The sequence below is a fragment of the Marinobacter bohaiensis genome, from assembly GCF_003258515.1.
Taxonomy (GTDB): Bacteria; Pseudomonadota; Gammaproteobacteria; order Pseudomonadales; family Oleiphilaceae; genus Marinobacter_A; species Marinobacter_A bohaiensis.
The window spans coordinates 115,196-142,081 of sequence record NZ_QGEH01000007.1 but is presented as its reverse complement, the minus strand read 5'-3'; the positions used below and the strand labels follow the sequence as shown (position 1 = coordinate 142,081).

The 26,886-nt window shown below is 65.1% G+C and carries 28 protein-coding genes; 12 read left to right on the top strand and 16 right to left on the bottom strand.

Going from position 1 to position 26,886, the window contains the following annotated elements:
- Positions 1-2 precede the first annotated feature (2 nt).
- The 4 genes from cyoE to DKK67_RS20820 form a co-directional block, all read right to left on the bottom strand.
- Positions 3-908, bottom strand: a complete 906-nt coding sequence (gene cyoE / locus DKK67_RS20835) for a heme o synthase (RefSeq protein ID WP_111498452.1) — start codon at positions 906-908, stop codon at positions 3-5.
- Positions 905-2,005: a COX15/CtaA family protein gene (locus tag DKK67_RS20830; RefSeq protein WP_111498451.1), complete on the bottom strand. Its 1,101-nt coding sequence runs from the start codon at positions 2,003-2,005 to the stop codon at positions 905-907. The genes cyoE and DKK67_RS20830 overlap by 4 nt, the downstream gene beginning before the upstream one ends.
- Before the next feature lie 178 nt (positions 2,006-2,183).
- On the bottom strand, positions 2,184-2,819 hold the full coding sequence (locus tag DKK67_RS20825) for a hypothetical protein (protein WP_111498450.1): 636 nt from the start codon (positions 2,817-2,819) through the stop codon (positions 2,184-2,186).
- A complete protein-coding gene (locus tag DKK67_RS20820; RefSeq protein ID WP_111498449.1) occupies positions 2,812-3,537 on the bottom strand; it encodes an SURF1 family protein in 726 nt (241 codons plus the stop codon). Before DKK67_RS20820 ends, DKK67_RS20825 begins: the two co-directional genes overlap by 8 nt.
- An 80-nt stretch (positions 3,538-3,617) precedes the next feature.
- Here DKK67_RS20820 and DKK67_RS20815 point away from each other — a divergent pair, with 80 nt between their 5' ends.
- A complete protein-coding gene (locus DKK67_RS20815; RefSeq protein WP_111498448.1) occupies positions 3,618-3,821 on the top strand; it encodes a twin transmembrane helix small protein in 204 nt (67 codons plus the stop codon).
- Between the two features lie 13 nt (positions 3,822-3,834).
- On the opposite strand, the gene DKK67_RS20810 is transcribed toward DKK67_RS20815, so the two are convergent.
- The 3 genes from DKK67_RS20810 to coxB form a co-directional block, all read right to left on the bottom strand.
- Positions 3,835-4,722 carry a cytochrome c oxidase subunit 3 gene (locus DKK67_RS20810; protein WP_111498447.1) on the bottom strand — a complete coding sequence of 296 codons (888 nt, stop codon included), beginning with the start codon at positions 4,720-4,722 and terminating at the stop codon, positions 3,835-3,837.
- Between the two features lie 51 nt (positions 4,723-4,773).
- Positions 4,774-6,360: a cytochrome c oxidase subunit I gene (gene ctaD / locus DKK67_RS20805; protein WP_111498446.1), complete on the bottom strand. Its 1,587-nt coding sequence runs from the start codon at positions 6,358-6,360 to the stop codon at positions 4,774-4,776.
- Between the two features lie 91 nt (positions 6,361-6,451).
- The gene (coxB, locus tag DKK67_RS20800) at positions 6,452-7,576 is read right to left on the bottom strand and encodes a cytochrome c oxidase subunit II (protein WP_111498445.1); all 1,125 of its coding nucleotides are present in this window, start codon (positions 7,574-7,576) and stop codon (positions 6,452-6,454) included.
- 398 nt (positions 7,577-7,974) lie between these two features.
- On the opposite strand from coxB, the gene DKK67_RS20795 reads away from it, so the two are divergent.
- The 9 genes from DKK67_RS20795 to DKK67_RS20755 all read left to right on the top strand — a co-directional run bounded on the left by DKK67_RS20795 (position 7,975) and on the right by DKK67_RS20755 (position 16,773).
- Positions 7,975-9,240, top strand: coding sequence for an MATE family efflux transporter (locus DKK67_RS20795; protein WP_111498480.1), 1,266 nt, complete (start codon positions 7,975-7,977; stop codon positions 9,238-9,240).
- Positions 9,241-9,464: 224 nt separating this feature from the next.
- Positions 9,465-10,133, top strand: coding sequence for a hypothetical protein (locus DKK67_RS20790; RefSeq protein ID WP_111498444.1), 669 nt, complete (start codon positions 9,465-9,467; stop codon positions 10,131-10,133).
- A gap of 169 nt (positions 10,134-10,302) precedes the next feature.
- Positions 10,303-10,947 (top strand): methylamine utilization protein, encoded by a 645-nt coding sequence (locus DKK67_RS20785; RefSeq protein ID WP_111498443.1) that lies wholly within the window; start codon positions 10,303-10,305, stop codon positions 10,945-10,947.
- A gap of 5 nt (positions 10,948-10,952) precedes the next feature.
- Positions 10,953-13,325, top strand: coding sequence for a putative bifunctional diguanylate cyclase/phosphodiesterase (locus DKK67_RS20780; protein WP_162628895.1), 2,373 nt, complete (start codon positions 10,953-10,955; stop codon positions 13,323-13,325).
- Entirely contained in the window at positions 13,319-14,170 is an 852-nt protein-coding gene (locus DKK67_RS20775; RefSeq protein WP_111498441.1) for a DUF3034 family protein, read from the top strand. The genes DKK67_RS20780 and DKK67_RS20775 overlap by 7 nt, the downstream gene beginning before the upstream one ends.
- Before the next feature lie 16 nt (positions 14,171-14,186).
- The gene (locus DKK67_RS20770) at positions 14,187-14,642 is read left to right on the top strand and encodes a group I truncated hemoglobin (protein WP_111498440.1); all 456 of its coding nucleotides are present in this window, start codon (positions 14,187-14,189) and stop codon (positions 14,640-14,642) included.
- A 53-nt stretch (positions 14,643-14,695) separates the two neighbouring features.
- Positions 14,696-15,082: a DoxX family protein gene (locus DKK67_RS20765; RefSeq protein ID WP_111498439.1), complete on the top strand. Its 387-nt coding sequence runs from the start codon at positions 14,696-14,698 to the stop codon at positions 15,080-15,082.
- Between the two features lie 74 nt (positions 15,083-15,156).
- Positions 15,157-15,372: a DUF1653 domain-containing protein gene (locus DKK67_RS20760; protein ID WP_111498438.1), complete on the top strand. Its 216-nt coding sequence runs from the start codon at positions 15,157-15,159 to the stop codon at positions 15,370-15,372.
- Positions 15,373-15,453: 81 nt separating this feature from the next.
- Positions 15,454-16,773, top strand: a complete 1,320-nt coding sequence (locus DKK67_RS20755; protein WP_111498437.1) for a Na+/H+ antiporter family protein — start codon at positions 15,454-15,456, stop codon at positions 16,771-16,773.
- A 214-nt stretch (positions 16,774-16,987) separates the two neighbouring features.
- Here the strand turns inward: DKK67_RS20755 and DKK67_RS20750 are convergent, their stop codons facing one another.
- Positions 16,988-17,248, bottom strand: a complete 261-nt coding sequence (locus DKK67_RS20750; protein ID WP_111498436.1) for a YheV family putative zinc ribbon protein — start codon at positions 17,246-17,248, stop codon at positions 16,988-16,990.
- A 56-nt stretch (positions 17,249-17,304) separates the two neighbouring features.
- Positions 17,305-19,350 (bottom strand): oligopeptidase A, encoded by a 2,046-nt coding sequence (prlC, locus tag DKK67_RS20745; protein ID WP_111498435.1) that lies wholly within the window; start codon positions 19,348-19,350, stop codon positions 17,305-17,307.
- Between the two features lie 211 nt (positions 19,351-19,561).
- Here prlC and DKK67_RS20740 point away from each other — a divergent pair, with 211 nt between their 5' ends.
- Positions 19,562-20,110, top strand: coding sequence for a gamma carbonic anhydrase family protein (locus DKK67_RS20740; protein WP_111498434.1), 549 nt, complete (start codon positions 19,562-19,564; stop codon positions 20,108-20,110).
- A 212-nt stretch (positions 20,111-20,322) separates the two neighbouring features.
- A complete protein-coding gene (locus DKK67_RS20735; RefSeq protein ID WP_111498479.1) occupies positions 20,323-20,778 on the top strand; it encodes an Hsp20/alpha crystallin family protein in 456 nt (151 codons plus the stop codon).
- Positions 20,779-20,811: 33 nt separating this feature from the next.
- On the opposite strand, the gene DKK67_RS20730 is transcribed toward DKK67_RS20735, so the two are convergent.
- From DKK67_RS20730 to dprA, 7 genes are all read right to left on the bottom strand, one after another.
- Complete coding sequence (locus tag DKK67_RS20730) at positions 20,812-21,123, bottom strand: PA4642 family protein (protein ID WP_111498433.1); 312 nt, start codon at positions 21,121-21,123, stop codon at positions 20,812-20,814.
- Between the two features lie 148 nt (positions 21,124-21,271).
- Positions 21,272-22,126 (bottom strand): flagellar motor protein MotB, encoded by an 855-nt coding sequence (locus DKK67_RS20725; RefSeq protein ID WP_111498432.1) that lies wholly within the window; start codon positions 22,124-22,126, stop codon positions 21,272-21,274.
- Between the two features lie 3 nt (positions 22,127-22,129).
- Entirely contained in the window at positions 22,130-22,903 is a 774-nt protein-coding gene (locus DKK67_RS20720) for a motility protein A (RefSeq protein WP_111498431.1), read from the bottom strand.
- A 244-nt stretch (positions 22,904-23,147) separates the two neighbouring features.
- Entirely contained in the window at positions 23,148-23,972 is an 825-nt protein-coding gene (gene aroE / locus DKK67_RS20715; RefSeq protein WP_111498430.1) for a shikimate dehydrogenase, read from the bottom strand.
- The gene (gene hemF, locus DKK67_RS20710) at positions 23,969-24,895 is read right to left on the bottom strand and encodes an oxygen-dependent coproporphyrinogen oxidase (RefSeq protein ID WP_111498429.1); all 927 of its coding nucleotides are present in this window, start codon (positions 24,893-24,895) and stop codon (positions 23,969-23,971) included. Before hemF ends, aroE begins: the two co-directional genes overlap by 4 nt.
- A 24-nt stretch (positions 24,896-24,919) precedes the next feature.
- Positions 24,920-25,513: an L-threonylcarbamoyladenylate synthase gene (locus DKK67_RS20705; RefSeq protein ID WP_111498428.1), complete on the bottom strand. Its 594-nt coding sequence runs from the start codon at positions 25,511-25,513 to the stop codon at positions 24,920-24,922.
- A 103-nt stretch (positions 25,514-25,616) separates the two neighbouring features.
- A complete protein-coding gene (dprA, locus tag DKK67_RS20700) occupies positions 25,617-26,783 on the bottom strand; it encodes a DNA-processing protein DprA (protein WP_111498427.1) in 1,167 nt (388 codons plus the stop codon).
- Positions 26,784-26,886: the final 103 nt, after the last annotated feature.

Here is a 26,886-nt window from a genome sequence, read left to right as displayed (position 1 = left end):
CCTCAGAAGAACACGAAATGATCCACCAGCAGGACCACGAACAGCGCCATCAGATAGGTAATGGAATACTTGAAGGTGGCCAGCGCCACCCGCCGGTCGTCGCCCCGCAGGAGCTTGATGGCATAGTGCAGGAATCGCAGGCCCAGGACCAGCGCCCCGATCAGGTAGATGCCGCCAGACATACCGGTGGCGTAGGGCAGCAGGCTCGCCGCCAGCAGCACCAGGGTGTAGAGCAGGATATGCAGCTCGGTGTAGCGGTTGCCGTGGGTCACCGGCAGCATGGGAATCTTCGCCTGGGCGTATTCCTCCTTGCGATGGATCGCCAGCGCCCAGAAGTGCGGCGGCGTCCAGGCGAAGATGATCAGCACCAGCAGCAGCGCATGGCCCTCCACCTGACCGGTGACGGCGGTCCAGCCCAGCAGCGGCGGCATGGCGCCGGCGATGCCGCCGATCACGATGTTCTGCGGCGTGGCCCGCTTGAGGAACAGGGTGTAGACCCCGGCGTAGCCGACCAGTGAGGCCAGCGTCAGCCAGGCGGTCAGGGCGTTCACCTGCCACACCAGCACCAGCATGCCCGCCAGCGCCAGGGTCAGGGCGAAGACCAGGGCGTCCGAAGTGGCCACACGCCCGGTGGCCACCGGGCGCTTGCGGGTGCGCGCCATAATCGTGTCGATCTTGTGATCCACCACGTGATTGACCACCGCCGCGGCCGCCGCCAGGCAGGCAATGCCCAGGTTGCCGAACACGAACACCGTCCAGCCGGGCACGCCGGGTCGCGCCAGCAGCATGCCGATCACCGCGGTCAGCATCATCAGCGCCACCACCCGCGGCTTGGTCAGCTCCAGGAAATCCCGCCAGCTGGCCGGGCGCTGGCGATCGAGGACGACGGCGTCGGACGCTTGGGTCATGCAGGTACCTCGTGGTTGATGAGTCGGGGTTTGGGCAGGGGCCGGCGCACCGGGAACGGCTGCAGGCGCCACAGCAGGTTGATCACCGACAGCAGCAGCCCGGCGCCCATGGCATTGTGGGCCATGGCCAGCGACACCGGAATGTGCAGCCAGACGTTGGCCAGGCCGAGCGCAATCTGTGCCATCAGCACGCCGCCGCACAGCAGTACCCAGCGACCGATGCCCGCGTCCCGCGCCGGCCGCCACATCCGGCACAGCAGCGCGCCCAGCACCACCATGACCAGCAGGGCGCCGATGCGGTGGGTGACGTGGATCGCCACCCGGCCTTCCGCCGTCAGTTGGCCGCCCAGGTAGTTCGGGCCCACTGCCTGGGTCACATCAAAGCCGTGGCGGAAGTCCATGGTCGGCCACCACTCCCCCTGGCAGGTGGGCAGATCGGTGCAGGCCACCGCCGCGTAGTTGGACGCGGTCCAGGCGCCCAGGGCGATCTGCAGCACGACCAGCACCAGCGCGGCCCGCAGCCACGGGCGAAAGTGGCCCAGACGCTCCGCCAGCGCAGCGCCGGCCCGGGTGATCGTGCCGCGTAATCGCAGGGTGAGCAGGGTCAGCAGGCTGAGCAGGGTGAACCCGCCCAGCAGGTGCAGCGCCACCACCTGGGGCCAGAGTTTGAGGGTCACGGTCCACATGCCGAACGCGGCCTGCAGGACGATGAAGCCGGCGATCAGCAGCGGCAGGCGCAGGGGATGGCCTTCACGGCGCCAGCGCACCGCCAGGGCGGCGATGGCGAACACCAGCACGCTGAGCACGCCGGCGGCGTAGCGGTGAATCATCTCCGGCCAGCCCTTGCTGACGTCCACCGGCGCTTCGGGAAAGCGGAGTTGGGCGATGGCGATGTGCGCCTCCGACTGGGGCACGCTGAGGAATCCGTAGCAGCCCGGCCAGTCGGGGCAACCCAGGCCAGAATGGGTCAGCCGCGTCCAGGCGCCAAGCACCACCACGACCAGCGTCATGACAGTCGCCACCAGCGCCAGTTGGCCCAGCAGACGACGGTGGCGCGCTATCGGGTCACGCGTTGTGGGGTCAGGTGTTGCGGTCATGGCACCCTCCTCGCCTCCGGAGCCTTTGAAAACGCTCATCCTGCGGCGAATCGCCGCGTTGCGCGGTACGCAACAGCTCACCTACCGGCCAGGTATGCTTCGCTGTTTGCGCTCCGTGCGCCTTGCGCTTCATCCACAGCCTGAGCGTTTTCAAAGGCTCCCTGTTTTTTCTTTTTTGTCAGCCGATCTGGGAAATCTTCATCAGGTGCTTGAGATCCTCCAGCATCGCCTTGCCGTCGATACCGACGCCGTAGCGCATCATGACGTTGCCGAACGGGTCGATGACGTAGATCTGCGGCGCCTGCTCCAGGTCCACCTCACCCGGCCAGGTGATCGCGCCGGACTCACCGGCCTCCAGCAGCGGCATCTCCGGGTAGCCGGACAGGTCCGCCGGCGGCGACGGCAAATAGGCGGCGCGCTGCATGCGATCCTGGTTCTTGCCCAGGGCCGTGTTGACCTGACGGGCCAGGTAGACCAGCTGCTGGCAGGCGTCGCCACAGGGCCCCTCGGCGGCCACCAGCATCATCCAGGAGGTCTCGTCCTGCATGGGGCCAAAGCGGTCGGCCAACGGCTCGCCGTCGGCACTGACCAGGCCCAGTTCGGCGACCGGCACCGGCGGCTGAATCAGGGTGCCGTTGTTGGAGTGGCCGGCGGGGTTCATCCAGCCGGTGTAGTACATGATGGTGGCCAGCACGATGGGGCCGAAACCGATGGCGAACAGCAGCAGGGCGGTGCGGCGTCCACGCCGCACCTGTTCCGGGGTCGGGCCCGTTGCGGAGGATTGGGCCTGGGATTGTTGCCGGGATTCAGCCATTGCCGTCGTCATCCTGCGCGTGTCCTTCCTGTTTGCGGAAGCTGGCGACCAGGGTCAGCACGACCAGCGCCGTCGCCAGCGAGTACCATTGCACCGCATACCCGTAATGGGTCTGCGGCCCCATCAGATCCGGGGCGAAATCCGCCCGGTAGGCGCCGGGCTGGTCCGGGTCTTCCAGCCGCACCAGCCGGTCGATGACCCGGGACGCTTCCCGGCGCACCGTTTCCGGATGCAGCGCCTGCACCCGCCGGGGCCAGCCGTTCTCCGGCCGGGTCTCGCCCAGCACCGGCGGCGTCGGAAAGTCCGCCACCCGCGCCCGGATGGTGACCGTCTGCGCCGGCGTCTCGATCGCCGGCCGTTCCTCGCGCCGTCGCGGGGCCAGCACCCAGCCCCGGTTGACCAGCACCGGCGGCCCCACGTCCGGCTTGAACAGCGTCAGCACCTCGTAGCCACTGGCGCCATCGCGGGTGCGGTTGTCCAGCAGCCAGTCGTGCCCGGTCCGGTAACGCCCGGTCAGCACCACCGGCTGGCCGGTGTGCAGACCCGCCTGCAGGGCGGCGGGCCAGTCGCCGCTGGCCAGTTGCCGGTCCCAGCTCGCCAGCAGGGCCTTTTTCTCGCCGGCCCGGCCCAGCTGCCAGGTCCCCAGCCCGATCAACACCGGCAATAACAGCATCGCCAGCAGCCATAGTCGCCAGTCCGGCTTCCACTGCCTTTGCATGACGTCAGCCACGCTTTGCTATAGTGAGCCCAACATCGACTTTGGCCGCGCACGCCGGGCGGCCCTGCGGAGCGGTTGGTATGCTCAAGTTCGTAATCGTTGCTCTCCTGCTTGCCGTGGTCGTGTCCCTGTTCAGCGGCCTGTTCTTCCTGCTCCGGGACGAAGGCAAAACCCAACGCGTCCTCAATTCCCTGATCCTGCGCGTGACCCTCAGCGGCCTGCTGCTGGCGGTCGTGCTGATTGCCCTGTGGCACGGCGACCTGTCGCTCAACCCCACGCCCTGACGCCCCGGCGGCGTCACAGAATGTAGACGAAGACGAACAGCCCCAGCCAGACCACATCCACGAAGTGCCAGTACCAGCTGGCCGCCTCGAATCCGAAATGCTTCTCCGAGGTGAAATGCCCCCGGGTGATGCGGACCAGCATGATGGCCAGCATCAGTGCGCCCAGGGTGACGTGCGCCCCGTGGAAACCGGTCAGCAGGAAGAAGGTGCTGCCGTAGATGCCGGAGTTCAGGGTCAGGTCCAGCTCGGTGTACGCCTCGACGTACTCTTCAATCTGGAACACCAGGAAGCACAGCCCCAGCACCACCGTGGCCGCCAGCCAGAGCTTGACCCGCGGGCGGTTGTTTTTCTTCAGGGCGTGGTGGGCGAAAGTCACCGTAAACGAGGAACTCAGCAACAGGATGGTGTTCACCAGCGGCAGGTGCCACGGGTTGATGACGCCCTTGGTCTGGGTGTAGGTGTCGGTGTCGGGCGTGGTCAGCAGCGGCCAGGTGGCCTCGAACCCCTCCCACAGCATTTGACTGGAGCCACGATCACCCTCGCCGCCCAGCCAGGGAATGGCGAACACCCGGGCGTAGAACAGCGCGCCGAAGAAGGCGGCGAAAAACATCACTTCCGAGAAGATGAACCAGCTCATCCCCCAACGGAACGAGCGGTCCATCTTGGCGCTGTAGAGCCCGGCACGGCTCTCCCGGATAACCGCGCCGAACCAGCCGAACAGCATGTAGGCCATGATCATCGCGCCGATGAAGAACACCACCCAGGACATGGTGGTGGATTCTCCCTGGGAGCCGTTCACCATGATCGAGCCGGTGCCCGCCATGGTGACCAGCAGGCCAATGGTGGCGATGATCGGCCACTTGCTCTGTTCCGGAACGTAGTAGCTGGGCTGTTCTGCCATGGCAGCCTCCGATGGCGTCGCCTGAGTCTCGGATCGTTGCATACGCGCCCCTTACTTCACTTCCGGCGGCGTGGAGAAGGTGTGGAACGGGGCCGGCGAGGGCACGGTCCATTCCAGACCCTCGGCGCCATCCCAGGGTTTGGCCGGGGCCTTTTCCCCACCGAGCACGCACTTGATGACGATGTACACGAACAGCAGCTGGGTCGCCCCGAACAGGAAGGCCCCGATGCTGGAAATCATATTGAAGTCGGCGAACTGCAGCGCGTAATCCGGAATCCGCCGTGGCATGCCCGCCAGCCCCAGGAAGTGCATGGGGAAAAAGGCCAGGTTCATACCGATGAACGACATCCAGAAATGGGTCTTCGCCAGGGTCTCGTCGTACATGTGGCCGGACCACTTGGGCAGCCAGTAGTAGGCGGAGGCGAAGATCCCGAAGATGGCGCCCGGCACCAGCACATAGTGGAAGTGGGCCACCACGAAATAGGTGTCGTGATACTGGAAGTCCGCCGGCGCGATCGCCAGCATCAGGCCGGAGAACCCGCCAATGGTGAACAGGATGACGAAGGCCACGGCGAACAGCATCGGCGCCTCGAACGACAGCGAGCCGCGGAACATGGTGGCCACCCAGTTGAACACCTTCACCCCGGTGGGCACGGCGATCAGCATGGTGCAGTACATGAAGAACAGCTGGCCGGCCACCGGCATGCCCACGGTGAACATGTGGTGCGCCCAGACCACAAAGGAGAGCAGGGCGATGGCACCCACCGCGTACACCATCGAGGCGTAGCCGAACAGCCGCTTGCGCGAGAACGCCGGGATGATCTCCGACACGGCGCCGAACGCCGGCAGGATCATGATGTACACCTCCGGGTGGCCGAAGAACCAGAACACGTGCTGGAACAGCACCGGGTCACCGCCGCCGCCGGCGTCGAAGAAGCTGGTGCCGAAGTGGATGTCCATCAGCATCATGGTGACCACGCCGGCCAGCACGGGCATCACGGCGATCAGCAGGAACGCGGTGATCAGCCAGGTCCACACGAACAGCGGCATTTTCATGAAGGTCATGCCCGGCGCGCGCAGATTGAGGATGGTGGCGATGACGTTGATCGCCCCCATGATCGACGAGATCCCCATCATGTGGATGGCGAAGATGAAGAAGGTGGTGCTGGGCGGCCCGTAGGTGGTCGACAGCGGTGCGTAGAAGGTCCAGCCGAAGTTGGGGGCGCCGCCTTCCATGAACAGGGTCGAGACCAGCAGAGCGAACGCCGCCGGCAGGATCCAGAAGCTCCAGTTGTTCATGCGCGGCAGGGCCATGTCCGGCGCGCCGATCATCAGCGGCACCATCCAGTTGGCGAGCCCCACGAAAGCGGGCATCACCGCGCCGAACACCATGATCAGCCCGTGCATCGTGGTCATCTGGTTGAAGAACTCGGGCTCCACGATCTGCAGGCCGGGCTGGAACAGCTCCGAGCGGATCACCATCGCCATGGCCCCACCCAGCAGGAACATGGTGAAGCTGAACACCAGGTACATGGTCCCGATGTCCTTGTGGTTGGTGGCGAACAGCCACCGCTGGATGCCCTTGGCGGGCCCGTGGTGGGCGTGTTCGGTGTCGTGGGTGTCGATGACCGCACTCATGATGAACCCCCGTTCGCGCCCGGCCCGGGCGCTGGTATCGCGATTGTCGGTGGCGTCGCCGCAGCGCGCCGCTCTCCCTGTTTCCCGTCGCCTACTGCGCGTTCTTGTAGTCGAGAATCTCTTTGGGCGTGACCATGTCGCCGGTGTCGTTGCCCCAGGCATTACGCTCATAGGTGATGATGGCCGCCAGATCCACCTCGCTGAGCTGCTCGCCGAACGCCTGCATGGCGGTGCCGGAGACGCCGTTGACCACCACGTCCAGGTGCGCCTGCATGTCGCCGGTCGTAATGGCGCTGCCCTTCATCGCCGGGAAGGTGGGCGGCGCGCCGGACCCGTCGGCCTGGTGGCAGGCGGCGCAGTTGGTGTTATAGGCCTGCTCGCCGCGTTCCATCAGCTCGTCCATGCTCCAGTCCTTGCTGGTGAGCTGGCGCTCCTTCTCGGCCATGGCGATCTGCTCCTGGGCCCAGGCGTCGAACTCTTCCTGGGGTACCGCCTTGACCACCACCGGCATGAAACCGTGGTCCTTGCCGCACAGTTCGGTGCACTGACCGCGGTAGATGCCCGGTTCCTCGATGGTGGCCCAGGTTTCGTTGATGAAGCCGGGGATGGCGTCCTTCTTCACGCCCAGCGCCGGCACCCACCAGGAGTGGATCACGTCGTTGGCGGTGACCAGGAAACGCACTTTCTTGCCCACCGGCAGCACCAGCGGGTTGTCCACCTCAAGCAGATAGTTGTCGTTCTTGTCGAGGCGGTTGTAGATTTCGTCCTTGGGCGTGGACAGGTTGGAGAAGTACCCGAAGTCCTGGTCCTCGAAATCGTAGCGCCATTTCCACTGGTAGCCGGTGATGCGCACGTCGTAGTCCGCTTCGGTGGTGTCGTACATATCCAGCAGGGTGGCGGTGGCGGGAATCGCCATGGCGACCAGAATGGCAAAGGGTATGATGGTCCAGAGAATTTCGACCCAGGTATGCTCGTGGAAGTTGGCCGGCTTGTAGCCCTTGGATTTGCGGTGCGCCAGGATCGACCAGAACATCACGCCGAACACCACGACACCGATCACCACGCAGATCCACAGGATGGTCATGTGAAGACTGTAGATGTCACGACTGACATTCGTGACACCGGGTGTCATGTTCACTGTCCAGTCGGCCAGTGCCGCCTGGGACAGCGGGAGCCCGGCCACAAGGGCGCCGGCTCGCATTGCCATCGTGCGCATACCGTGTCTCCACAGAGTTTGTTCTTGTCGTAGACACGATCGGGTGGCTGGAGCCGGATCGTCATCGGCTCCCGGTCGACCACCGGATCGATCACTCGTTTCTGCGTGACACTTCCACCGGGAAGCTGTGCCTCCCGTCCCGGCTATCAGGCGCGTACTCGCACGTGCGCACCCTGTTCGGGAAGGAAGTCTTTTCACGGATTTCCGGGTTCCGGAAAGGCGAAACCCGATTTGAGTATAGACAGAGGTTCGCGAATCCCTCAAAAAGCTGTTTAAAATTTAGGCGTCTTAAACCTGATTTTTTAGTGCATTTTCGAATAAAGAAACTTTACACCAATGAGCCGACCGTGAATCTGAACCCGCTCGACCGCCGACTCTGGCACCTCGCCTGGCCGCTGATGCTGACCAATATCACCGTGCCCCTGCTGGGCCTGGTGGATACCGCCGTCCTGGGTCATCTGGCGCATCCGGAGTACCTGGGCGCCGTGGCCATTGGCGGCAACCTGTTCAGCATTCTTTACTGGACCTTCGGCTTCATGCGCATGGGCACCACCGGCCTGGCGGCCCAGGCCTACGGGCGCGATGACGGGTTTGCCCAGAGCGCGCTGCTGGTGCGATCGCTGCTGCTGGCCGTCGGCATCGGCCTGTTGCTGATCCTGTTGCGGGGGCCACTGGTGTCGATCGGTTTGACACTGATGGACGCCAGCGACGACGTCACCGCACTGGCCCGGGAGTACACCGACATCCGCATCTGGAGCGCGCCGGCGGTGCTGTGCCAGTACACCCTGGTGGGCTGGCTGATCGGCACCCAGTACCCGCGCGGGCCCATGCTGATGCTGATCCTGGCCAATTCGCTGAACATCGGGCTGGACCTGCTGTTCGTGACCGTCTTCGGCTGGAACAGCCAGGGCGTGGCAGCGGCCACCGCTATCTCGGAGTACGCCGCCGCCGGGCTGGGCCTGTGGCTGGTGTGGCACCGCCGGCCCGCCGACCTGGTGTTCGACCGCCGCCTGTTCGGGCAACTGGCCGACTACCTCGCCATCCTGCAGGTCAACCGCTACATCATGGTGCGCACCATCCTGCTGCTGCTGTCCCTGGCGTTCTTCACCGCCCAGGGCGCCCAACAGGGCGATGCCGTCCTCGCCGCCAACGCCGTGCTGCTGACCTTCCTGATGCTGATCTCCAACGGCCTGGACGGGTTTGCCAACGGCGCCGAGGCGCTGGTGGGGGAAGCGGTGGGCCAGAAGGACCGGGCGCATTTCCGCGCGGTCTGCCGCACCGCCCTGCGCTGGTCGCTGTGGGGCGCGGGCCTGTTCACCGCGCTGTTCGTGTTGGGCGGCGGCTGGATCATCAGCCTGCTGACCAGCATCCCCGACGTAGCGGGCACCGCCCGGGAGTTCCTGCCGTGGATCTGGATCATGCCGTTCGCGGCCGTGGGCGGCTTCCTGCTGGACGGCATCTTCATCGGCGCCACCCGCACCCGGGACATGCAGAACACCATGATCGTCGCGGTGCTGGTGGTCTACCTGCCGGTGTGGTGGCTGACCCAAAGCTGGGGCAACCACGGCCTGTGGTTCGCCATCACCAGCCTGATGCTGGCCCGGGCCGCCAGCATGGGCTGGCTGTTCCGCTCCCACAGTCGTCACGACCGCTGGTTTGGATAGACCGCTATGCAACAGAGGCCGGCACGTAAATGTATGTAAAGGCTATAGACATAACCGGGGTCATGTCGAAAAAATTAACAAAGCCCCGATGCCTCCGATTCTCAACTACACTGAAATTGAATTTTCACAGACAGACGCAGGCGACGCCGTAGTGACCCGCCTGTAACGCGGTTTTGGAGGCGTCATTGCGACCCGAATCCGGAGTAACACGAGCAGTCCCTGTGATGACACCGTCAGCTGTACTTCATATCGTCGACCAGGCCCGTCGACAGGAAGCCCGATCCGGGACCTTTCTGGCGCAGATGGCCGAGCGTGCGGCTTCACTGCCGGAGAGCATCCGCATTTCCGGTCCGAACCCGGCTACCTGCCTGTTCCAGTTCGCGATCGAGTACATCGAGATGGCGCCGCGCCTGATCGACTGCGTCATGACCTGTGCCCGGGAATCCAATCACCAGGCGCTGTTCGACCCGTTCGTCGACGCGGCCATCCGCTACTTCACCCACCCGTCCTCCCTGCTGGCGCGGTATGACGGCCTGGATGGCCTGCTGATCAAGGCCTACCTGTGTCACCGGCTGATGGAGGAGATGTACGAGAACAACTACTTCACCCGCACCAGCCAGTTGGTGGACCTGGAAGCCACCCAGGCCAACCTGGTGACCCATTACCTGATCGGCGAGCCCTTTGCCAACGAGCTGGACCAGTCCATCGCCATCACCGTCGTGCAGATCGCCGGAACCCCCGACTACTACGAGCTGAACCTCACTCCCTTCGTGGAAAAGGCCCGGGACACCGCGTGGGACTGGATGCGCGAATACTGGGACAAGCTGCTCACCCGCAATCACATCTCCTTTGCCCTCAATCCCGGTCTGGGTCCGCTGGACAACCTCTACTGATCTCGCCAACAAGTTTTTCCGGATTTGACGTTTCGGCGCCCGATTTCGGTAGGGCCTCCCCTGACAACTGACGTACATTGACTAAGCTGCCTTAAGCAGCCCGGAAAGTCCGCGCGAGCCCCATGGCCATGATCGCGCCCACCGGATCAATACGACCAGAGCCGGTATCATGCGAGCCTTAACCCTATTCATCCTGATGGCACTGTCGCTGTCCGGCGCCCGAGCCAGCGTTGGAATCAATATCGTCGTCCGCGATGCCGGGACCGGGTCGCCGGTGCCGAACGCCGTGATCATGCTGCCGGATTCGGGAGCGGCACAGCCACTCGACCAACCGGCGGTCGTGGTCCAGTCCGGTCGCCAGTTCCACCCGCACCTGCAGGTGGTGCCGGTGGGCTCGCTGGTGGAGTTTCCCAACCGGGACAACACCCAGCACCATGTCTACTCGTTTTCGCCGGCACGTCGCTTCAACATCGAGCTGTATTCCGGTCGCCCCGAATCGCCGATCCGCTTTCCCGATCCGGGCGTCGTCGAGCTGGGCTGCAACATTCACGACCGGATGCAGGCGTTCATACTGGTGTCGCCCTACGCCACCAACGTGGTCACCGACGACGCCGGGCACGCCCGTATTGAACCGGCTCCGGATGCCCCGTTTCCGGTCCGGATCTGGCACGAACGCCTGCCAGACAACACCGCTCCCGAAACGCGGCGCGTCGAGCCGGAAAACGGCTCGATCGAACTGACGTTGACCCTCACACCCGCGCAGGCGGACGACGATCCGTTCGCGGACCTGCAGCGGCGGTTCGACTCCCTGTGATGCCGATGTTCCGCCCGACCGGTTTCCGCGGCCGCCTGCTGGTCGCCATGCTCGCCCTGGCGCTGGTGACCAGCCTGGTCATCGCTGCCGCGTTCATGGTGTCCACCTTCCGGGACGAAGAGAACCGCGCCCGGGAACGCCTGCAGGTGGCCAGCGGCGTCATCCGGGAAATCCTCGCCCGTCGCAACCAGTTGCTGGTCAACACCCTCAATGTGCTGGTGGACGACTTCGGCTTCCGGTCCGCCATCGCCAGCGGCGACCAGGCCACCCTGTCCAGCGCCCTGGACAACCACAGCCAGCGTTTCCGCGCCGACCTGGCCATGCTGGCCGACCGCGACGGCAACGTGATCAACAGCCTGCAAGCGCTGGCGCCGGGCAAACGCGTGCCGTTTCCCGCTCTGCTGGACGAAGCCAACCGCCGGGGCGCCGCCGCCAGTCTGGTCATCTGGGACGAGCAGGCGTTCCAGGCGCTGATGGTCCCGGTACAGGCGCCGGGGCTCAAGGCCTGGCTGGTGATGGGCTACAGCCTCGACAACCGCTTCGCCCGGGAAATCAGCGAACTCACCGGGGTGGACGTGGTCTTCGAATCCCGGGAATCACCACCGCGGGCGTTCGGCCACAGCATGGTCCAGGGGGATCCCGCCTCGATCATGGCAGCGGTGCGTGACAGCGGAGAGCAGGCCAGCATGAGCGGCGACCATCGCTACTTCAGCCAGACCGCCCGCCTCAACGCCGACGACAGTGCTCCGGTCCGGGCGCGCCTGCTGCTGGACCGCCAGACGGCGCTGGCCAATTACTATCGCCTGGCCTGGAACCTGACCCTGCTGGTGGCCGTCTGTCTGGGAGTGGCCGGCCTGCTGGCCCTGGCGCTGGCCCGCGCCCTTGGCAAGCCGGTGCTCCACCTGGCGCGCTACGCCGACGACCTGGGTGACGACCTCACTGCCGTGCCACCGCCGCTGACAGTACGTGACGAGCTGGGACGGTTGGCCCAGGCGCTATTCGCCATGAGTCGGCGCATCCGCCACCGCGAGCATCGCATTCATCACGACGCCAGCCACGACAGCCTCACGGGCCTGCCCAACCGGCTGGCGCTGGACCGGCACCTGCGTCGACAGCTCGAATCGGGCCGGCCGGGTTACCTGCTCAGCCTGTCGATCGTGGGGCTCAAGGAGCTCAGCGAAACCCTGGGCTACGATTTCGGCGACCGGGTCATCATCGCCACCGGCCTGCGTCTGCGCGGTGCGCTGGACCACCGGTGCCCGCTGGGACGCACCGGCGGCAACGAATTCATGACCTTCCTGCCCGGGCGCGACCGGGAGCGGCTGGAGGCGGAACTGGCGCAGCTGCGCCAGGTGGCCGAAGAAACCATACTGATCAGCGGCACACCGGCCTCGGTGAGCCTGTGCGCGGCGATCCTGCACCTGCCGGACCAGGCCGCCTCCCTCGACGACATCCGCCGCCGGGTCAGCCTCACCATGGACAGGGCCCGCTATGGCGAGACGCGTTCGGCCTTCTATGCGGTCGGCGGTGACGAGCTGCACCTGCGGGAGCTGGCCATCATCCGCGATCTGCACACCGCCATGGAAAACAACCAGTTGACCATGGTCTACCAGCCCAAGGTCCGCTTCCAGGACGGCACTGTGGCCGCGGTCGAAGCCCTGGTGCGCTGGACCCATCCCCAATTGGGGCCGCTCAACCCGGAGGAGTTCATCGCCCTGGCGGAACGCTCCGGCCAGATCCACACACTCACCGAACATATCCTGCGGCGCATCCGGCGGGACGCCGGCCAGTGGCAGGAAGCGGGGCTGCGCGAGCTGGGCATCGCCGTCAATCTGTCGGCCCTCGACCTCAACAACCCGCGCCTGCCGGATCTGGTGGACGGCGTTTTCGCCGACTGGCCGCGCCCGCTCAATACGCTGACCTTCGAGATCACCGAAAGCGCCGCCATGGTGGATACGCAAGCGGCCATGCGCGCCCTGGCGCGACTGCGGGAGCTGGGGGTGCGCCTGTCTGTGGACGACTTCGGTACCGGCTACAGTTCACTGGCGCAAATGCGCCAATTGCCGGTGCAGGAACTGAAGATCGACAAGTCCTTCGTGCTGCGCCTGGACGCCACGCCCCAGGACCAGCTCATCGTGCGCTCCACCATCGACATGGCCCACGGGCTGGGACTCGGCGTGGTCGCCGAGGGCGTGGAGAACGAGGCCAGCTGGCACCTGCTGCGCCACTGGGGCTGCGAACTGGCCCAGGGCTACCTGATCAGCCGGCCGCTGCCCGCTTCCGAACTGGCCGGCTGGCATGCCGCTTTCCGTGAGCAAGCGGCACAACTCACCCAGGACCGGCCCCGCCGGGCAGTCACCGACAGGAGTCAATCGTGAAACGGCTCAGCGCTCTTCTCCTCGTTCTGTTTTCAGCCTCGCTGGCGGCGGCCCCCGGCAGCCGGCTCTGGGGCACCGGCGGCGTGACCACCATTGAAGGCAGTGCCGGCGGTGGACTGGTCCCTATGGCCGTGCTCACCGGCTACGCCAGCGACCGGGAGTGGGGCGCCTCGATCGCCTTGTCCCACGCGCCGCTGGACGACTACACCGTGGACGTCACCGCCGCGGCGCTGAACTGGCGCAACCGCATCGAGGTGAGTGTCGCACGCCAGACCCTGGACCTGGACACCCTGGGAGCCGCACTCAACGAAGACGAGCTACAGCAGGACATTTTCGGTCTCAAGCTGCGGCTCTTCGGCGACGTGCTCTACGGCCGCTACGGCCAGTGGTCCCTGGGCATCCAGCACAAGCGCAACCGCACGTTTACGGTGCCGGAGGCGGTGGGTGCCGAGGACGACAGCGGCACCGACCTGTACCTTGCCGGCAGCAAGGTGTTCCTGGCCGGACTGTTCGACCGCAACCTGCTGGTCAACGGCGTGGTGCGCGGAACCCGGGCCAACCAGGGCGGGCTGCTGGGCTTCGGCGGCGACGAGAATGACAGCTACGAGCTGGTGTTCGAGGGCAGCGCCGGCGTCTTCGTGACCCGCCAGTGGCTGGTGGGCGGCGAGTACCGGCAGAAGCCGGATAACCTTGGATTCGCCGAGGAAGACGACTGGTACGACCTGTTCGTCGCCTGGGTCCCCAACCGGCACCTCGCGGTGACCGCCGCCTGGGTCAACCTCGGCGGCATCGCCGGCCTGGACGACCAGCAGGGCGGCTACCTGTCCCTGCAGGGCAGTTTCTGAGAAGGGGAGTTTTGCGATGACCAGAACGATCACCGGTTTGCTGTTGGGCGTGCTGCTGGCGGGCTGCCAGAGCCTTGCCGGGCCGCCGGCGGAGGACACGCTTTACCAGGATCTGGGCGAACGCACCGGCATCGCCAACATCGTGCGCGACCTGCTGTACGTGGTGGTTGAGGACGAACGCATCGCCGAGACTTTCCGCGGCGTGGACATCGCCAGCCTGCACCGCAACCTGACCGACCAGATCTGCTACCTGGCCAACGGCCCCTGCACCTATTCCGGACGCAGCATGGAAGCCTCACACGCCGGCCTGGGCATCGACGAGACGGACTTCAACGCCCTCGCCGAAGACCTGATCCTGGCCATGGAGCAGAACGACGTGCCGGTGTCGGCGCAGAACCGCCTGCTGAAACGGCTGGTGCCGCTGCACGACGAGATTGTCGATATCCCGACGCCGCGACCGTCATCCAATTGACGTGACCGACAAAGTCGCTAAGCTCTCGTTTCCATTTGAAAAAGGATATCGCCATGTTGGAGAACGCGGATCTTGGCAAACTGATCGTCCGGCTGACCCTGGGCGGGCTGCTGCTGTTTCACGGCATCTCGAAGCTGTTCAACGGCGTGGGCTTCGTGGAATCGCAACTGGTCAGCCACGGGCTGCCGGCGTTCCTGGCCTACGGTGTCTACATCGGGGAAATCATCGCCCCACTGATGGTCATCCTCGGCTACCAGACGCGCATCGGCGGGCTGATCATCGCCATCAACATGATCGTCGCCATCGCCCTGGTGCACATGGGCCAGTTGATGAGCCTGGGCCAGTCCGGCGGCTGGGCGCTGGAGCTGCAGGGCTTCTTCCTGTTCATTGGCCTGGCGCTGGTGTTCCTCGGCCCCGGCAAATACAAGCTGCACTCCTGAAAGAGCATGCCGGAAACGGTGCTCCGCGCCGTTTCCGGGTCTAGAATAGACGGACACACCCCCGAGCAGACACCATGACACATACGCTCAAACCCGGCCGCTACCGGCACTACAAGGGCAAGGACTACGAAGTGATCGGCGTCGCCCGTCACAGCGAAACCGAAGAGGAACTGGTGGTCTACCGCTGCCTCTACGGCGACCAGAGTCTCTGGGTACGCCCGCTCAGCATGTTCCGGGAAACGGTCGAAGTCGCCGGCGAATCGGTCCCCCGGTTCAGCTATCTGGGCTGATGCCCGCCGGCGGCCTTTGACTCCGCTGGTCATTTCCTGCACATTAGCGCGCTTTTCAGAAACCCCCTAAGGAAAAGCGCCATGAATGCTGTTGTTGCCGCTGTCGGCATCATGCTCATCCTGAGCCTCTGTCGAATCCACGTCGTCGTTGCCCTGATCATCGGTGCCATCGCCGGCGGCCTGATCAGTGGCCTGTCCCTGGAAGCCACCATCAATGCCTTCAACAGCGGCCTGGGCGGCGGCGCCACCGTGGCCCTGTCCTACGCCACCCTGGGCGCGTTCGCCGTGGCCATCGGCAAATCCGGCCTGGCCCACGCCCTGGCGGACAAGGCGCTGGCCCTGGTGGGGCGCCAGGACAACGGGCAGGGCGGCGCGATCAAGTTCGTGATGATCGGCCTGCTGCTGGCCATCGCCATCTCGTCCCAGAACATCCTGCCGATCCACATTGCCTTCATTCCGCTGGTGGTCCCGCCGCTGCTGTACGTCATGGCCAGGCTGCGCCTGGACCGGCGCCTGGTGGCCTGCGTGCTGACCTTCGGCCTGATCACCCCCTACATGTTCCTGCCGGTGGGCTTCGGCGGCATCTACCTGAACGAAATCCTGATGGCCAAGGTGGAAACCAACGGCGTCGCCCTGGACGGCCTCAACGTGATGCACGCCATGGCGCTGCCGGCGCTGGGCATGCTCACCGGCCTGCTGGTGGCGGTGTTCTTCACCTACCGCAAGGGCCGCGACTACGACATGAAAACCATCGAGCGCACCGAGCGGGTGGACATCCAGTACAGCCAGTGGACGCTGATCATGGCCCTGGCGGCCATCGTGGTGGCGTTCGTGGTGCAGCTGATGCTCGATTCCATGATCCTGGGCGCGCTGGCCGGCTTCGTGCTCTTTAACGTCTCCGGCGTAGTGAAGTGGAAGGAAGCGGACGACCTGTTCACCGAAGGCATGAAGATGCTGGCGATGATCGGTTTCATCATGATCGCCGCCTCCGGCTTCGCCGAGGTGATGCGCGAGACCGGCGACATCAAGACGCTGGTGGAAAGCTCCGTCGGCGCCATCGGCGACAACCAGGCCCTGGCGGCGCTGCTGATGCTGGTGGTCGGGCTGCTGATCACCATGGGCATCGGCTCGTCCTTCTCCACCATCCCCATCATTGCCGCGATCTACGTGCCGCTGGCGCTGCAACTGGGCTTCAGCCCGCTGGCGATCGTCGCCCTGGTGGGCACCGCCGGCGCGCTGGGGGATGCCGGCTCACCGGCCTCGGACTCCACCCTCGGCCCCACCGCCGGCCTCAACGCCGACGGCCAGCACAACCACATCTGGGACACGGTGGTGCCGACCTTCCTGCACTACAACCTGCCGCTGCTGGCGTTCGGCTGGCTGGCGGCGATGACGCTGTAAGGCTTACCAGAATCGCTAACGAAAAAGGCCCAACCAGTTGCTGGTTGGGCCTTTTTTTGGATCAGATTCGCAGGGTACCCGATCAATGTAGCGGAAGCTTCAGCTTTCGAGCCGCCCGCAGGGCAGCCGGGTTCTAGTCCCGATGCGGGGGGAACCTTGGGGCCCTGGCGGGCCCTCCGAAGCTGAAGCTTCGGCTACATTTGAAAACAACGCTTTATCCGTCGTCTTCGCTGTCATCCGCTGCCGCCTTGAAGAACACCACCTGCTTGACGGTGTGATCGTCCTCGTTGTCACGCTTGTTGACCCGGGTCTCCAGCTCGCCGATGGGCTCACCTTCGGGGGTCTGGGCATCCTCGAAGCCGCAGGCCACGCACTCTCGGAACTGGCCTTCGTCGGTCTGCTGCATCTTGATCTTGTCCATCTCACCGCAGCGGGGGCAGATGGCGCCGGCAATAAAGCGTTTGGGGGTCGCCATGGGCTCTCCACAGTGTTGGGGCGACCCGTTGGCCGCCCCGGATTCTCGTTCAGTGATCAGGCCGCCTGCGGGGTGATACCGCTCTGGCGCAGCAGGGCGTCCACCTGGGGCTCGCGACCCCGGAAGGCCTTGAACAGCTCCATGGGCTCGCGCGAGCCGCCGCGCTCCAGGATATTCTCCAGGAACGACCGGCCGGTGGCGGGATCGAAAATGCCCTTCTCCTCGAACAGGGAGAAGGCGTCCGCGGCCAGCACCTCGGCCCACTTGTAGCTGTAGTAACCCGCCGCGTAACCGCCGGCGAAGATGTGGGAGAAGGCGTTGGGGAACCGGTTGAATTCCGGCGTCTCGGTGACGGCAATCTCGGAGCGCACCTGGCGGTACATGTCCAGCGGGTTCACCGGAGCCTGTGGGGTGAACTCGGCGTGCAGGCGGAAATCGAACAGCGAGAATTCCAGTTGCCGCACCATCTGCATGCCGGACTGGAAGTTCTTCGCCGCCAGCAGCTTGTCGAGCAGGTCCTGGGGCAGCGGCTCGCCCGTCTCGTAATGTCTGGCGATCAGGCCCAGGGATTCCGGATTCCAGCACCAGTTCTCGAGGAACTGGCTGGGCAGCTCGACGGCGTCCCAGGCCACCCCGTTGATGCCGGACACGTCCGCCACCTCGACCTGGGTCAGCATGTGGTGCAGGCCATGGCCGAACTCGTGGAACAGGGTGGTGACCTCGTCGTGGGTCAGCAGCGCCGGCTTGTCACCCACCGGCGGCGTGAAATTGCAGGTCAGGAATGCCACCGGCTTCTGCAGGGTGCCGCGCAGGTTGCGCCAGCGCACCCGGCAGTCCGCCATCCAGGCGCCGCCACGCTTGCCCTGACGCGCGTAGAGGTCGAGGTAGAACCAGGCCACCGGCTCGCCACCGCGGCTGATGCGGTAGGCGGTGACGTCGTCGTGCCAGGTTTCGGCGTCGTTGTCCGCCTCGATGGACACGTCGAACAGGCGCTCGGCCACCTGGAACAGGCCGCCCACCACGGTGTTGACCGGGAACCAGGGGCGCAGGGTTTCCGGCGAGATGTCGTAACGCGCCTGGCGCAGCTTCTCGCTGTAGTAGCCGATGTCCCAGGCTTCCAGCGTGTCCACGCCGAACTCGTCCCGGGCGAACGCCTTGAGGTCATCGTATTCCTGCACCGCCACCGGCCGCGACTTGGCCGCCAGTTCCTGCAGGAACTGCATCACCTCGTCGACGCTGCGCGCCATCTTGGTGGCCAGTGAGCGCTCGGCGTAGTTGTCGAAGCCCAGCAGCTGCGACTGCTGGTGACGGCGCTTGAGAATTTCCGCCATCACCGGCGTGTTGTCCCACTGGCCACCATCCGGACCCACGTCGGACGCGCGGGTAACGAACGCCTCGTAGACTTCGCGGCGCAGCTCGCGGTTGTCGCCGTAGGTCATGACCGGGAAGAAGCTGGGGAAATCCAGGGTGATGACGAAGCCGTCCAGATCGCGCTGCTGCGCGGCCTGACGCGCACCATCGAGCGCCGACTCGGGGACGCCCGCCAGTTCGCTCTCGTCGGCGATGTGCTTGAACCAGTGCTGGGTGGCGTCCAGTACGTTGTCGCTGAAGCGATTGGTCAGCTCTGACAATTCCTTGGACAACTCGGCAAACTGCTTCTTCTCGTCGTCGGGCAGGTCGACACCGCCCAGGTGGAAGTCGCGCAGGGTGTTGTCGATGGCCTTGCGCTGGGCTTCATCCAGCTTCTGGAAATCCGGGCCTTCGGCGAGCCGCTTGTAGGCGTTACACAGTTCGGTGTTCTGGCTCAGCTCGGTACCGTACTCGGTCAGTTTTTCCAGGCAGCGCTTGTACACCTGGCGCAGCTCGTCGCTGTTCATCACGCCGTTGAGGTGAGAGATAATGGAAAAGGCGTTGTTCAGGCGATCGTCCAGGGACTGCATGGGCTGGAACAGCGTGTCCCAGGTCGGCTCGGCCTGGCTGGCCAGGTCCTGGATCTGCATGCGGTTGTCGCTCAGGATCTGGTCGATGGCCGGTTCCATATGCTCGACGCGGATGTGGTCGAAGCGGGGCAGCAGATCATCACTCAGCAGGGGATTGTTCATGGGGCTCCTTTCTCACTCGCTCACTCGCCGATGGGCTCACTCGCCGATATTCACCGAGTTGGTTGATTCCGACAGCGTTCGCCGGATCGGGTCGCTGATGGATCGTTTGCGGGCGCCGCCGGGACCGTGACAGGCACGGGACCGGTGCTCTACTGTAGGAATCATCATACGCCAACGCCGCCCGCAAGCGGATAGACATAGGATCTATGTAATGACTCAAGTACGTTCTCACAAGGGGTACAGCCCAAAAACCGGCGATCGCGTGTGGATCGACCCCAGCGCCGTGGTGATCGGCGACGTGGAACTCGGCCCCGATGTCTCCGTCTGGCCGATGACGGTCATCCGTGGCGACATGCACCGCATCCGCATCGGTGCCCGCTGCAGCATCCAGGACGGCTCGGTCCTGCACATCACCCACGCCAGCGACTACAATCCGGACGGCTACCCGCTCACCCTGGGCGAGGACGTCACCGTCGGCCACAAGGCGCTGCTGCACGGCTGCACCATCGGCAACCGGGTGCTGGTGGGCATGGGCTCGATCATCATGGACGGCGCCGTGGTGGAGGACGAAGTGATTGTCGCTGCCGGCTGCCTGGTGCCGCCGGGCAAGACCCTGGAGTCCGGCTACCTGTATGTCGGCAGCCCCTGCAAGCAGGCGCGCCCGCTGACCGACAAGGAACGCGGTTTCTTCACCTACACCGCCGCCAACTACGTCAAACTCAAGGACGAATACCGCGCCGACGCGACCACCTCCGGCTGAGGCAACGGCTGTGGTTTTTCCTGATCCAGATCAAATAATGGCCTCTTGAAATCCATCCGGGCGATCCTACATTCGAAACTAGCCAGTTCAGGAAACCCTATTCAGTAGGCGCCACTGACGGGATCTTCCTTGAACGGAGCTGATGTCGTACGTCCCCGGCCGACCCGGGGACGACTCAACATGATTTCAGGTTCGTTTTGGAGGACTACACCATGAGCAATCTCACCCGTTGGAATCCCATCAGCGAATTCGAGGATCTGCTGGATCGCTACAACCGCCACTTCGGCTTCCCGGCCACACGGGGCGAAGGCGAAGGCCGCGACCTGTTCCGTCGCAGTGACTGGGCGCCGGCCGTCGATATCCGGGAGACACCGGAAGCTTTCGAGATCCAGGCGGAACTGCCGGGCATCAACAAGGAAGATGTGAAGGTCACCGTGCACGACGGCGTGCTGACCCTGCAGGGGGAACGCCAGAAGCAGGAGGAGTCCGGTGAAGGCAAGACTCACCGGGTCGAACGGGTCTACGGCTCGTTTATCCGCCGCTTCACGCTGCCCGACAACGTCTCGGAGAACGACATCAACGCCACCTTCAAGGATGGCGTGCTGTCCCTGAGCCTGAGGAAAGTGGAGCCCGCACAGCCGCGCTCCATTGAGGTCCAGGTGGAATAGGCGGGTGATGTATCCCGCCGGCAGCGGGAGCCCTCAGGCTTCCGCTGCGCCTTTCGCCCCGAATTTCTTCAGGGACGCCACGTACTCGCCGCTGCGACCGTGTTCGCTGATGTGATCGAGAATGGTCTGGCCGTTCTCGCTCAGGGCGTTGAGGTCGCGACCGGCCTCGGTAAAGAACACCAGGAAGCGTTCGAAATCACCGGCTCGCATGGCTTGGTACGCCTTGATGAGCACCTGGTAGTCCGGATTGAGAGACGTGTCGTACGGCGTGATGAACAGGAAACTCTTGACCCGTTCGTCGCTCCATTCCTCGCCAATCACCTTGGGTTTATCCGGTCCACTCATAACTGCCCTCATCAATTTGATCTGATTATCCTCAGGCTGACCTGGGTGCCTGAAGGGGCGACAGTATAACGGGCTTGGGCCGCGAACGTTATATGAATAGCGAATGAGCACCTGACCCGCTGTCATAAGAGACTGAATCGGCGGGCTTTCAGGGATTGATCTCGATCGGCAGGTCGCTGGTGTCCGCCGCCGCCGAGCATTCCGGATCGCGCACGGTGATTTCCACCCGGCGATTGCGGGCGCGGTTTTCCGGCGAACTGTTGGGCACCAGAGGATTGGTCTCGGCCCGGCCCGCGGCGACCACCCGCTCGGCCGGGATACGACGGTTCATCACCAGCTCATGCACCACCGATACGGCGCGGGCCGCCGACAGATCCCAGTTGGAGCGGTAGCGGCTGCTGACGATGGGGCGGTCATCGGTGTAGCCCGCCACCACCACATCACCACTGCACTGCGCCAGCACATCCACCACCCGGTCGATGATCGGCCCCATCTCCGGCTTCAGCTCGGCGCGGCCGGACTGGAAGGTGGCGTCCTCGGCGAAGCGCATCACCACTTTCTCGGTGTCGTAGCGGACGTTGACCGCCTCACTGGCCACTTCATCTTCCAGCTGACGGATCAGGCGCGAAGCCAGTTCGGTGACGCCTTCGGGCACTTCGGTGATCGGCGCGCTGCTGCCGGGGCTGTCATCGATCAGTTGGGGGACGTCGGGTTGAATCACGGCCGGTTCCGGCGCGGGCGTCGGCGGCGGCGTCTCGCTTTCGATCAGGGTCAGGGGGCTGCCGCCCACAGCGTCGTCCTGGATCACGCTGCTGCCGAAGGCGCCCGCCAGGGACTGGGCCATGGTCTTGTACTTTTCCACATCCATGCTGGAGTAGGACAGCAGCAGGATGAAGAAGGTCAGCAGCAGCGTCGCCAGATCGGCGAAGGTGACGATCCAGCTGGGGGCGCCGCCGTCACCTTGCTTCTTCTTGCGCTGCCGTGCCGTGGAGGCCACCGCCATGGATCAGGCCTCCCGTTCCCGCGCCAGCACCTGCTGCTGTTCCGGAGTGATGTAGGCGGACAGCAGTTCGGTGATCACCCGCGGGTTCTGCCCTTTCATGATGTTCTGGATGCTGGTGATGATCAGCGTCATGTTGCGCTGCTCGTCTTCCGCCTTGAGCTGGATCTTGTCCGCCAGCGGCAGGGCGATCAACTGGGCGATGAAGGCGCCGTAAAGGGTGGTCAGCAGGGCGATGGCCATGGCCGGACCGATGGAGGAGGGATCGTCCAGGGTGTTGAGCATCTGCACCAGACCCACCAGGGTCCCCAGCATGCCGATGGCCGGCGCCGACTCGCCGATGCCGCGGAAGATCCGCTCGGCCACGTCGTAGCGTTCCATGCGCTGCTGCATGTCTTCCAGCAGGGCTTCCTCGATCAGCTCGGGCGGATGGCCGTCAACGCACAGGTTGATGCTTTTCCTGAGGAAATCGTTGTCGGTCTCATGGGACTCCAGCCCCAGGATGCCTTCCTTGCGCACCACCCGCGCCAGCTCGGCGACGTTGCGGATCAGCGCCAGCGGCTTGTCGGTCTTTTCCCGGAAAACCGTGCTCAGGGCAAGGCGAAAGGAGCTGGTCACCGACGCCAGGCGAAACTTGACGAGGGTCACCGCGAAGGTGCCGCCCAGGACAATCATCAGGCCGGGAATGTTCAGGAACGTACTGAGGGTCGCGTCGGCCAGCATCGCAACCGTGACAATCGCCACGCCGGCGATCAGTCCGACTAGCGTCAGGATATCCATGGAATGCCTTTTATGGTTCTCGGAGGCGGTCGTGCAGCCTCCCGGTCAATCGCACTCCAGAGAGAATAGCCTACTTGGCCTCCCCAATCCTGTAACCAAGCGTTAAAGGGCGCAGTCAAGACGGTTGCAGCCATGGCGGCGTCTGCACCGCAAGCCTGAAGGAAGTGAATGGACACCCTCGCTGGAGGAAGGACAGGGACGTCCTGTTGCCTCCCTGCACCCGGGTGGCCGTCTCAACCAGGCCTTAACCCACCCGGTCCCGCAACTGAGCCATCACCGGCGCGGTTTCCGGGCGCACCCCGCGCCAGCAGGCAAAGGCTTCCGCCGCCTGCTCCACCAGCATGCCCAGGCCGTCGATGACCCGCTGCGCGCCGTGCTCCCGGGCCCAGCGATTGAAGGGGGTCAGGTCGGGGCCGTACATCATGTCGTAACTGACGGTGTGGGCAGCAATGATCCCGGCGTCGAGCGGTGGCAGGTCGCCCTGCAGGCTGGCGCTGGTGCCGTTGATGATCAGGTCGAACGGCTCCGTCACGTCGGCGAAGCCGCAGCCCCGTACCGGGATGTCGTTGCTGAACAGGGACGCGAGGGCCTCGGCCTTCTCCACGGTGCGGTTGGCGATGACGATCTCCGCCGGTTTCTGGCCCAGCAGCGGGCGCAGCACGCCGCGCACGGCGCCACCGGCGCCCAGTACCAGGATGCGCTTGCCGGAAAGATCCAGGCCCTGGTTGACGGTCAGGTCCTGGACCAGGCCCAGGCCATCGGTGTTCTCGCCACACAGTTGACCGTCAGTATCCTGAAACAGCGTGTTGACCGCCCCGGCGGCTTCGGCGCCGGGCGTCATCCGGTCAACCAGTTCGTACGCCGTCTGCTTGAACGGTACCGTGACGTTCAACCCCTTGCCGCCCCGTTCAAAGAAGGTCCGTACCGTGCCCGGAAAATCGTCCATCGGGCACTGGATTGCCGTGTACTCCAGCGACTCGCCGGTCTGTTGGGCAAACAGATTGTGGATCAGCGGCGATTTGCTGTGGCTGATGGGGTTGCCCATCACGGCGTACAGATCCTGGGTCATGCTTGTTCGTTCTCCTCCGCCAGCCAGTCCCGGTCCGTCAGGAAAAAGGCCGTCAATTCATACTCCGGCGTGCCTGGTTCCGGCTGCCGGTTGTAGTCCCAGCGGGCCAGGGGTGGCATCGACATGAGGATCGATTCGGTACGGCCGCCGGATTGCAGGCCGAACAGGGTACCCCGGTCGTAGACCAGATTGAACTCCACGTAGCGGCCGCGGCGATAGAGCTGAAAATTCCGCTCGCGTTCGCCGTAGTCCATGGTCTGGCGGCGCTCGACGATGGGCGCGTAGGCCGGCAGGTAGCTGTCGCCCACCGCCTGCATGAAGGCGAAGTCGCGGTCGAAGTCGCCGCTGTTGAGGTCGTCGAAGAACAGGCCACCGACACCGCGCGGCTCCTGGCGGTGCTTGATGTGGAAATAGTCGTCGCACCACTGCTTGTAGCGCGGGTAGACGTCATCCCCGAACGGCTCGCAGGCGCGCTGGGCGGTGCGATGCCAGTGCACGCAGTCGTCGCGGAAACCGTAGTAGGGGGTCAGGTCGTAGCCGCCGCCGAACCACCACACCGGGGGTGCATCCTCGGGCCGGGCAATGAAGAAGCGTACGTTGGCGTGGGAGGTGGGCACGTAGGGGTTATTCGGATGCATCACCAGCGACACGCCCATGGCTTCCCAGGGAGCGCCGCTGAGTTCCGGGCGATGCGCGGTCGCCGACGGCGGCATGCGGTCGCCCAGGACGTGGGAAAAGTTCACGCCGCCTTTTTCGAACACCCGGCCCTCGCTGATGACGCGACTGATACCGCCGCCGCCTTCGGGCCGGTCCCACTGGTCGGTGCGGAATGCGGCCTGGCCGTCCAGGCCGGACAGACGCTGACAGATCGAATCCTGCAGTGATAGTAAGTACTTCTTTACTTCGGTGCTATTGGGTTCCATACCCTCTCCACGTTGGCGGCTGGGTCAGCGCAACCGGCGCCCGGATGGCAGGTCGATGATACGGCTGGGCTGACGCTGCTCGCCCAGTTGGCCAGGCAGGATGGCGTCCAGGGTGTCGCCGAAATAGCGGGCCACCTGCAGTCGGCTGCGGGCCGGGTTGCGACCGGCGGGATTGCAGGAGGTGGACACCAGCGGTCCGCCGAACGCCTGACAGAGACGCTGGACGCCGGGATGGGCACTCACCCGGACCGCCACCGAGCCGTGCCGGCCCTTGATCCAGGGCGGAATCAGCTCGTCCGGGTCCGGCAGCAGGCAGGTGACCGGCCCCGGCCAATAGCCCGCCGCCCGTTCGCGCAACTCGGGCGCCAGCGGATCCAGTAGCGGCGCCACCTGCGCCACCGACGCCGCGACCAGGATCACGCCCTTGTGCTCGGGGCGATCCTTGAGGGCCAGCAGTTGCTCGACAGCGTCGGCGTCCCAGGGATCGCAACCCAGGCCCCAGACGGCTTCGGTGGGATAGGCGATGACGCCGCCGGCCTCCAGGGCGCCGACGGCCTCGCGCAGGTGCCACCACCCCGGCGGGTAGCGACGGGTTGTGCTGGGAGTGTTCGAATCCATGGCTCAGTCCGTGTTGAAGGTGTTGCCACACCCGCGGTTGCTTCGGCCTGGCATTATGGCGTCTGGGGCCGCAGGTGAACAGACTCCTGCGGACAACCCGCACTCATCCGCGCTGGTATCCCCCGGGGACGGTGAGGATCAGCCCTTCCAGCTCCAGCATCAGGATCGACTGCATCAGCACATCCGCCGTCAGTCCGGTCCGCTCGCACAAGGCGTCGGTGCTGCAGGTCTCGAATTCCAGCGCCCGCAGGATCTGCTGCTCGCGCGCGCCCAGATGCTCAGGGATCGGCGGCGGCGATGCCTCGGCAGAGCTGTCGGCCGGGCCCGTCGATGGCGGCCCCCAACTGGCCAATTCCTCCTCGATATCATCGACCGTTTCCACCAGGGTCGCGCCCTGCCGGATCAGCCGGTGACAGCCGCGCACCTGGGGATTGTTGATGGCGCCGGGAATGGCGAACACCTCGCGCCCCTGCTCCAACGCCAGGCGGGCCGTGATCAACGAACCGCTCTTGAGATTGGCTTCCACCACCAGGGTGCCCTGACTGAGACCGCTGATCAGCCGGTTGCGGCGGGGAAAGTGACCGGCCCGGGCGCGGGTGCCGGGCGGGTATTCCGAGAGCAGGGCACCGCGTTCGGGGATCGCCCGGGCCAACGCGCGGTGGGCGGCCGGGTAGGGCACATCGATGCCGGTGCCGAGAACGCCGATGGTGGCACCGTTGGCATCCAGCGCGCCCTGGTGGGCGGCCCCGTCGATCCCCAGCGCCATGCCGCTGGTCACCACAAAGCCGCGTTCGGTGAGGGCCCGGGCAAATTGCCGGGCGTGCTCCAGGCCCGCGCGAGTCGCCTTGCGGCTGCCGACCATCGCCAGTTGTGGGCGGGACAACACATCGCGCTGGCCGGCCAGGTACAGCAGGGGCGGGGCGCCGTGGGTTTCCCGCAGCAACGCCGGATAGTCCGGATCGGCCCAGTGCAGCCGCTGGATGTTCAGGGCCTCGCAACGCTGCCAGGCGGCCATCGCCCGGGCCAGGGTGGGCTGGTTGGTGTCGCCGTGCTGCCAGGCGAGAATCGCCTCCCGGGCGGGCGGCTTGAGCCCCAGCGCCTTGAGGGTGGCGACGTCGAAGTCTAGCAGTTCCAGCGGATCGGGCAGGTGGTCCACCAGGGCCTGCCAGCGATGATCGCCCAGGCCGGGCAGGTGGCCAATCAGCAGCCAGGGGGCGTCGGATGCCCGCAGGAAGGCATCGGCGGCGTGGTGAGCAGTCGTGTCGGTCATAAATCAGTCCATTGGGATCACGCGCATCGTCCTGACGCGCCGGGCACCGCCTATCCATCCGGCACCCACAAAAAACGGGAGGCGGCGAACCGGCTCCCGTTGT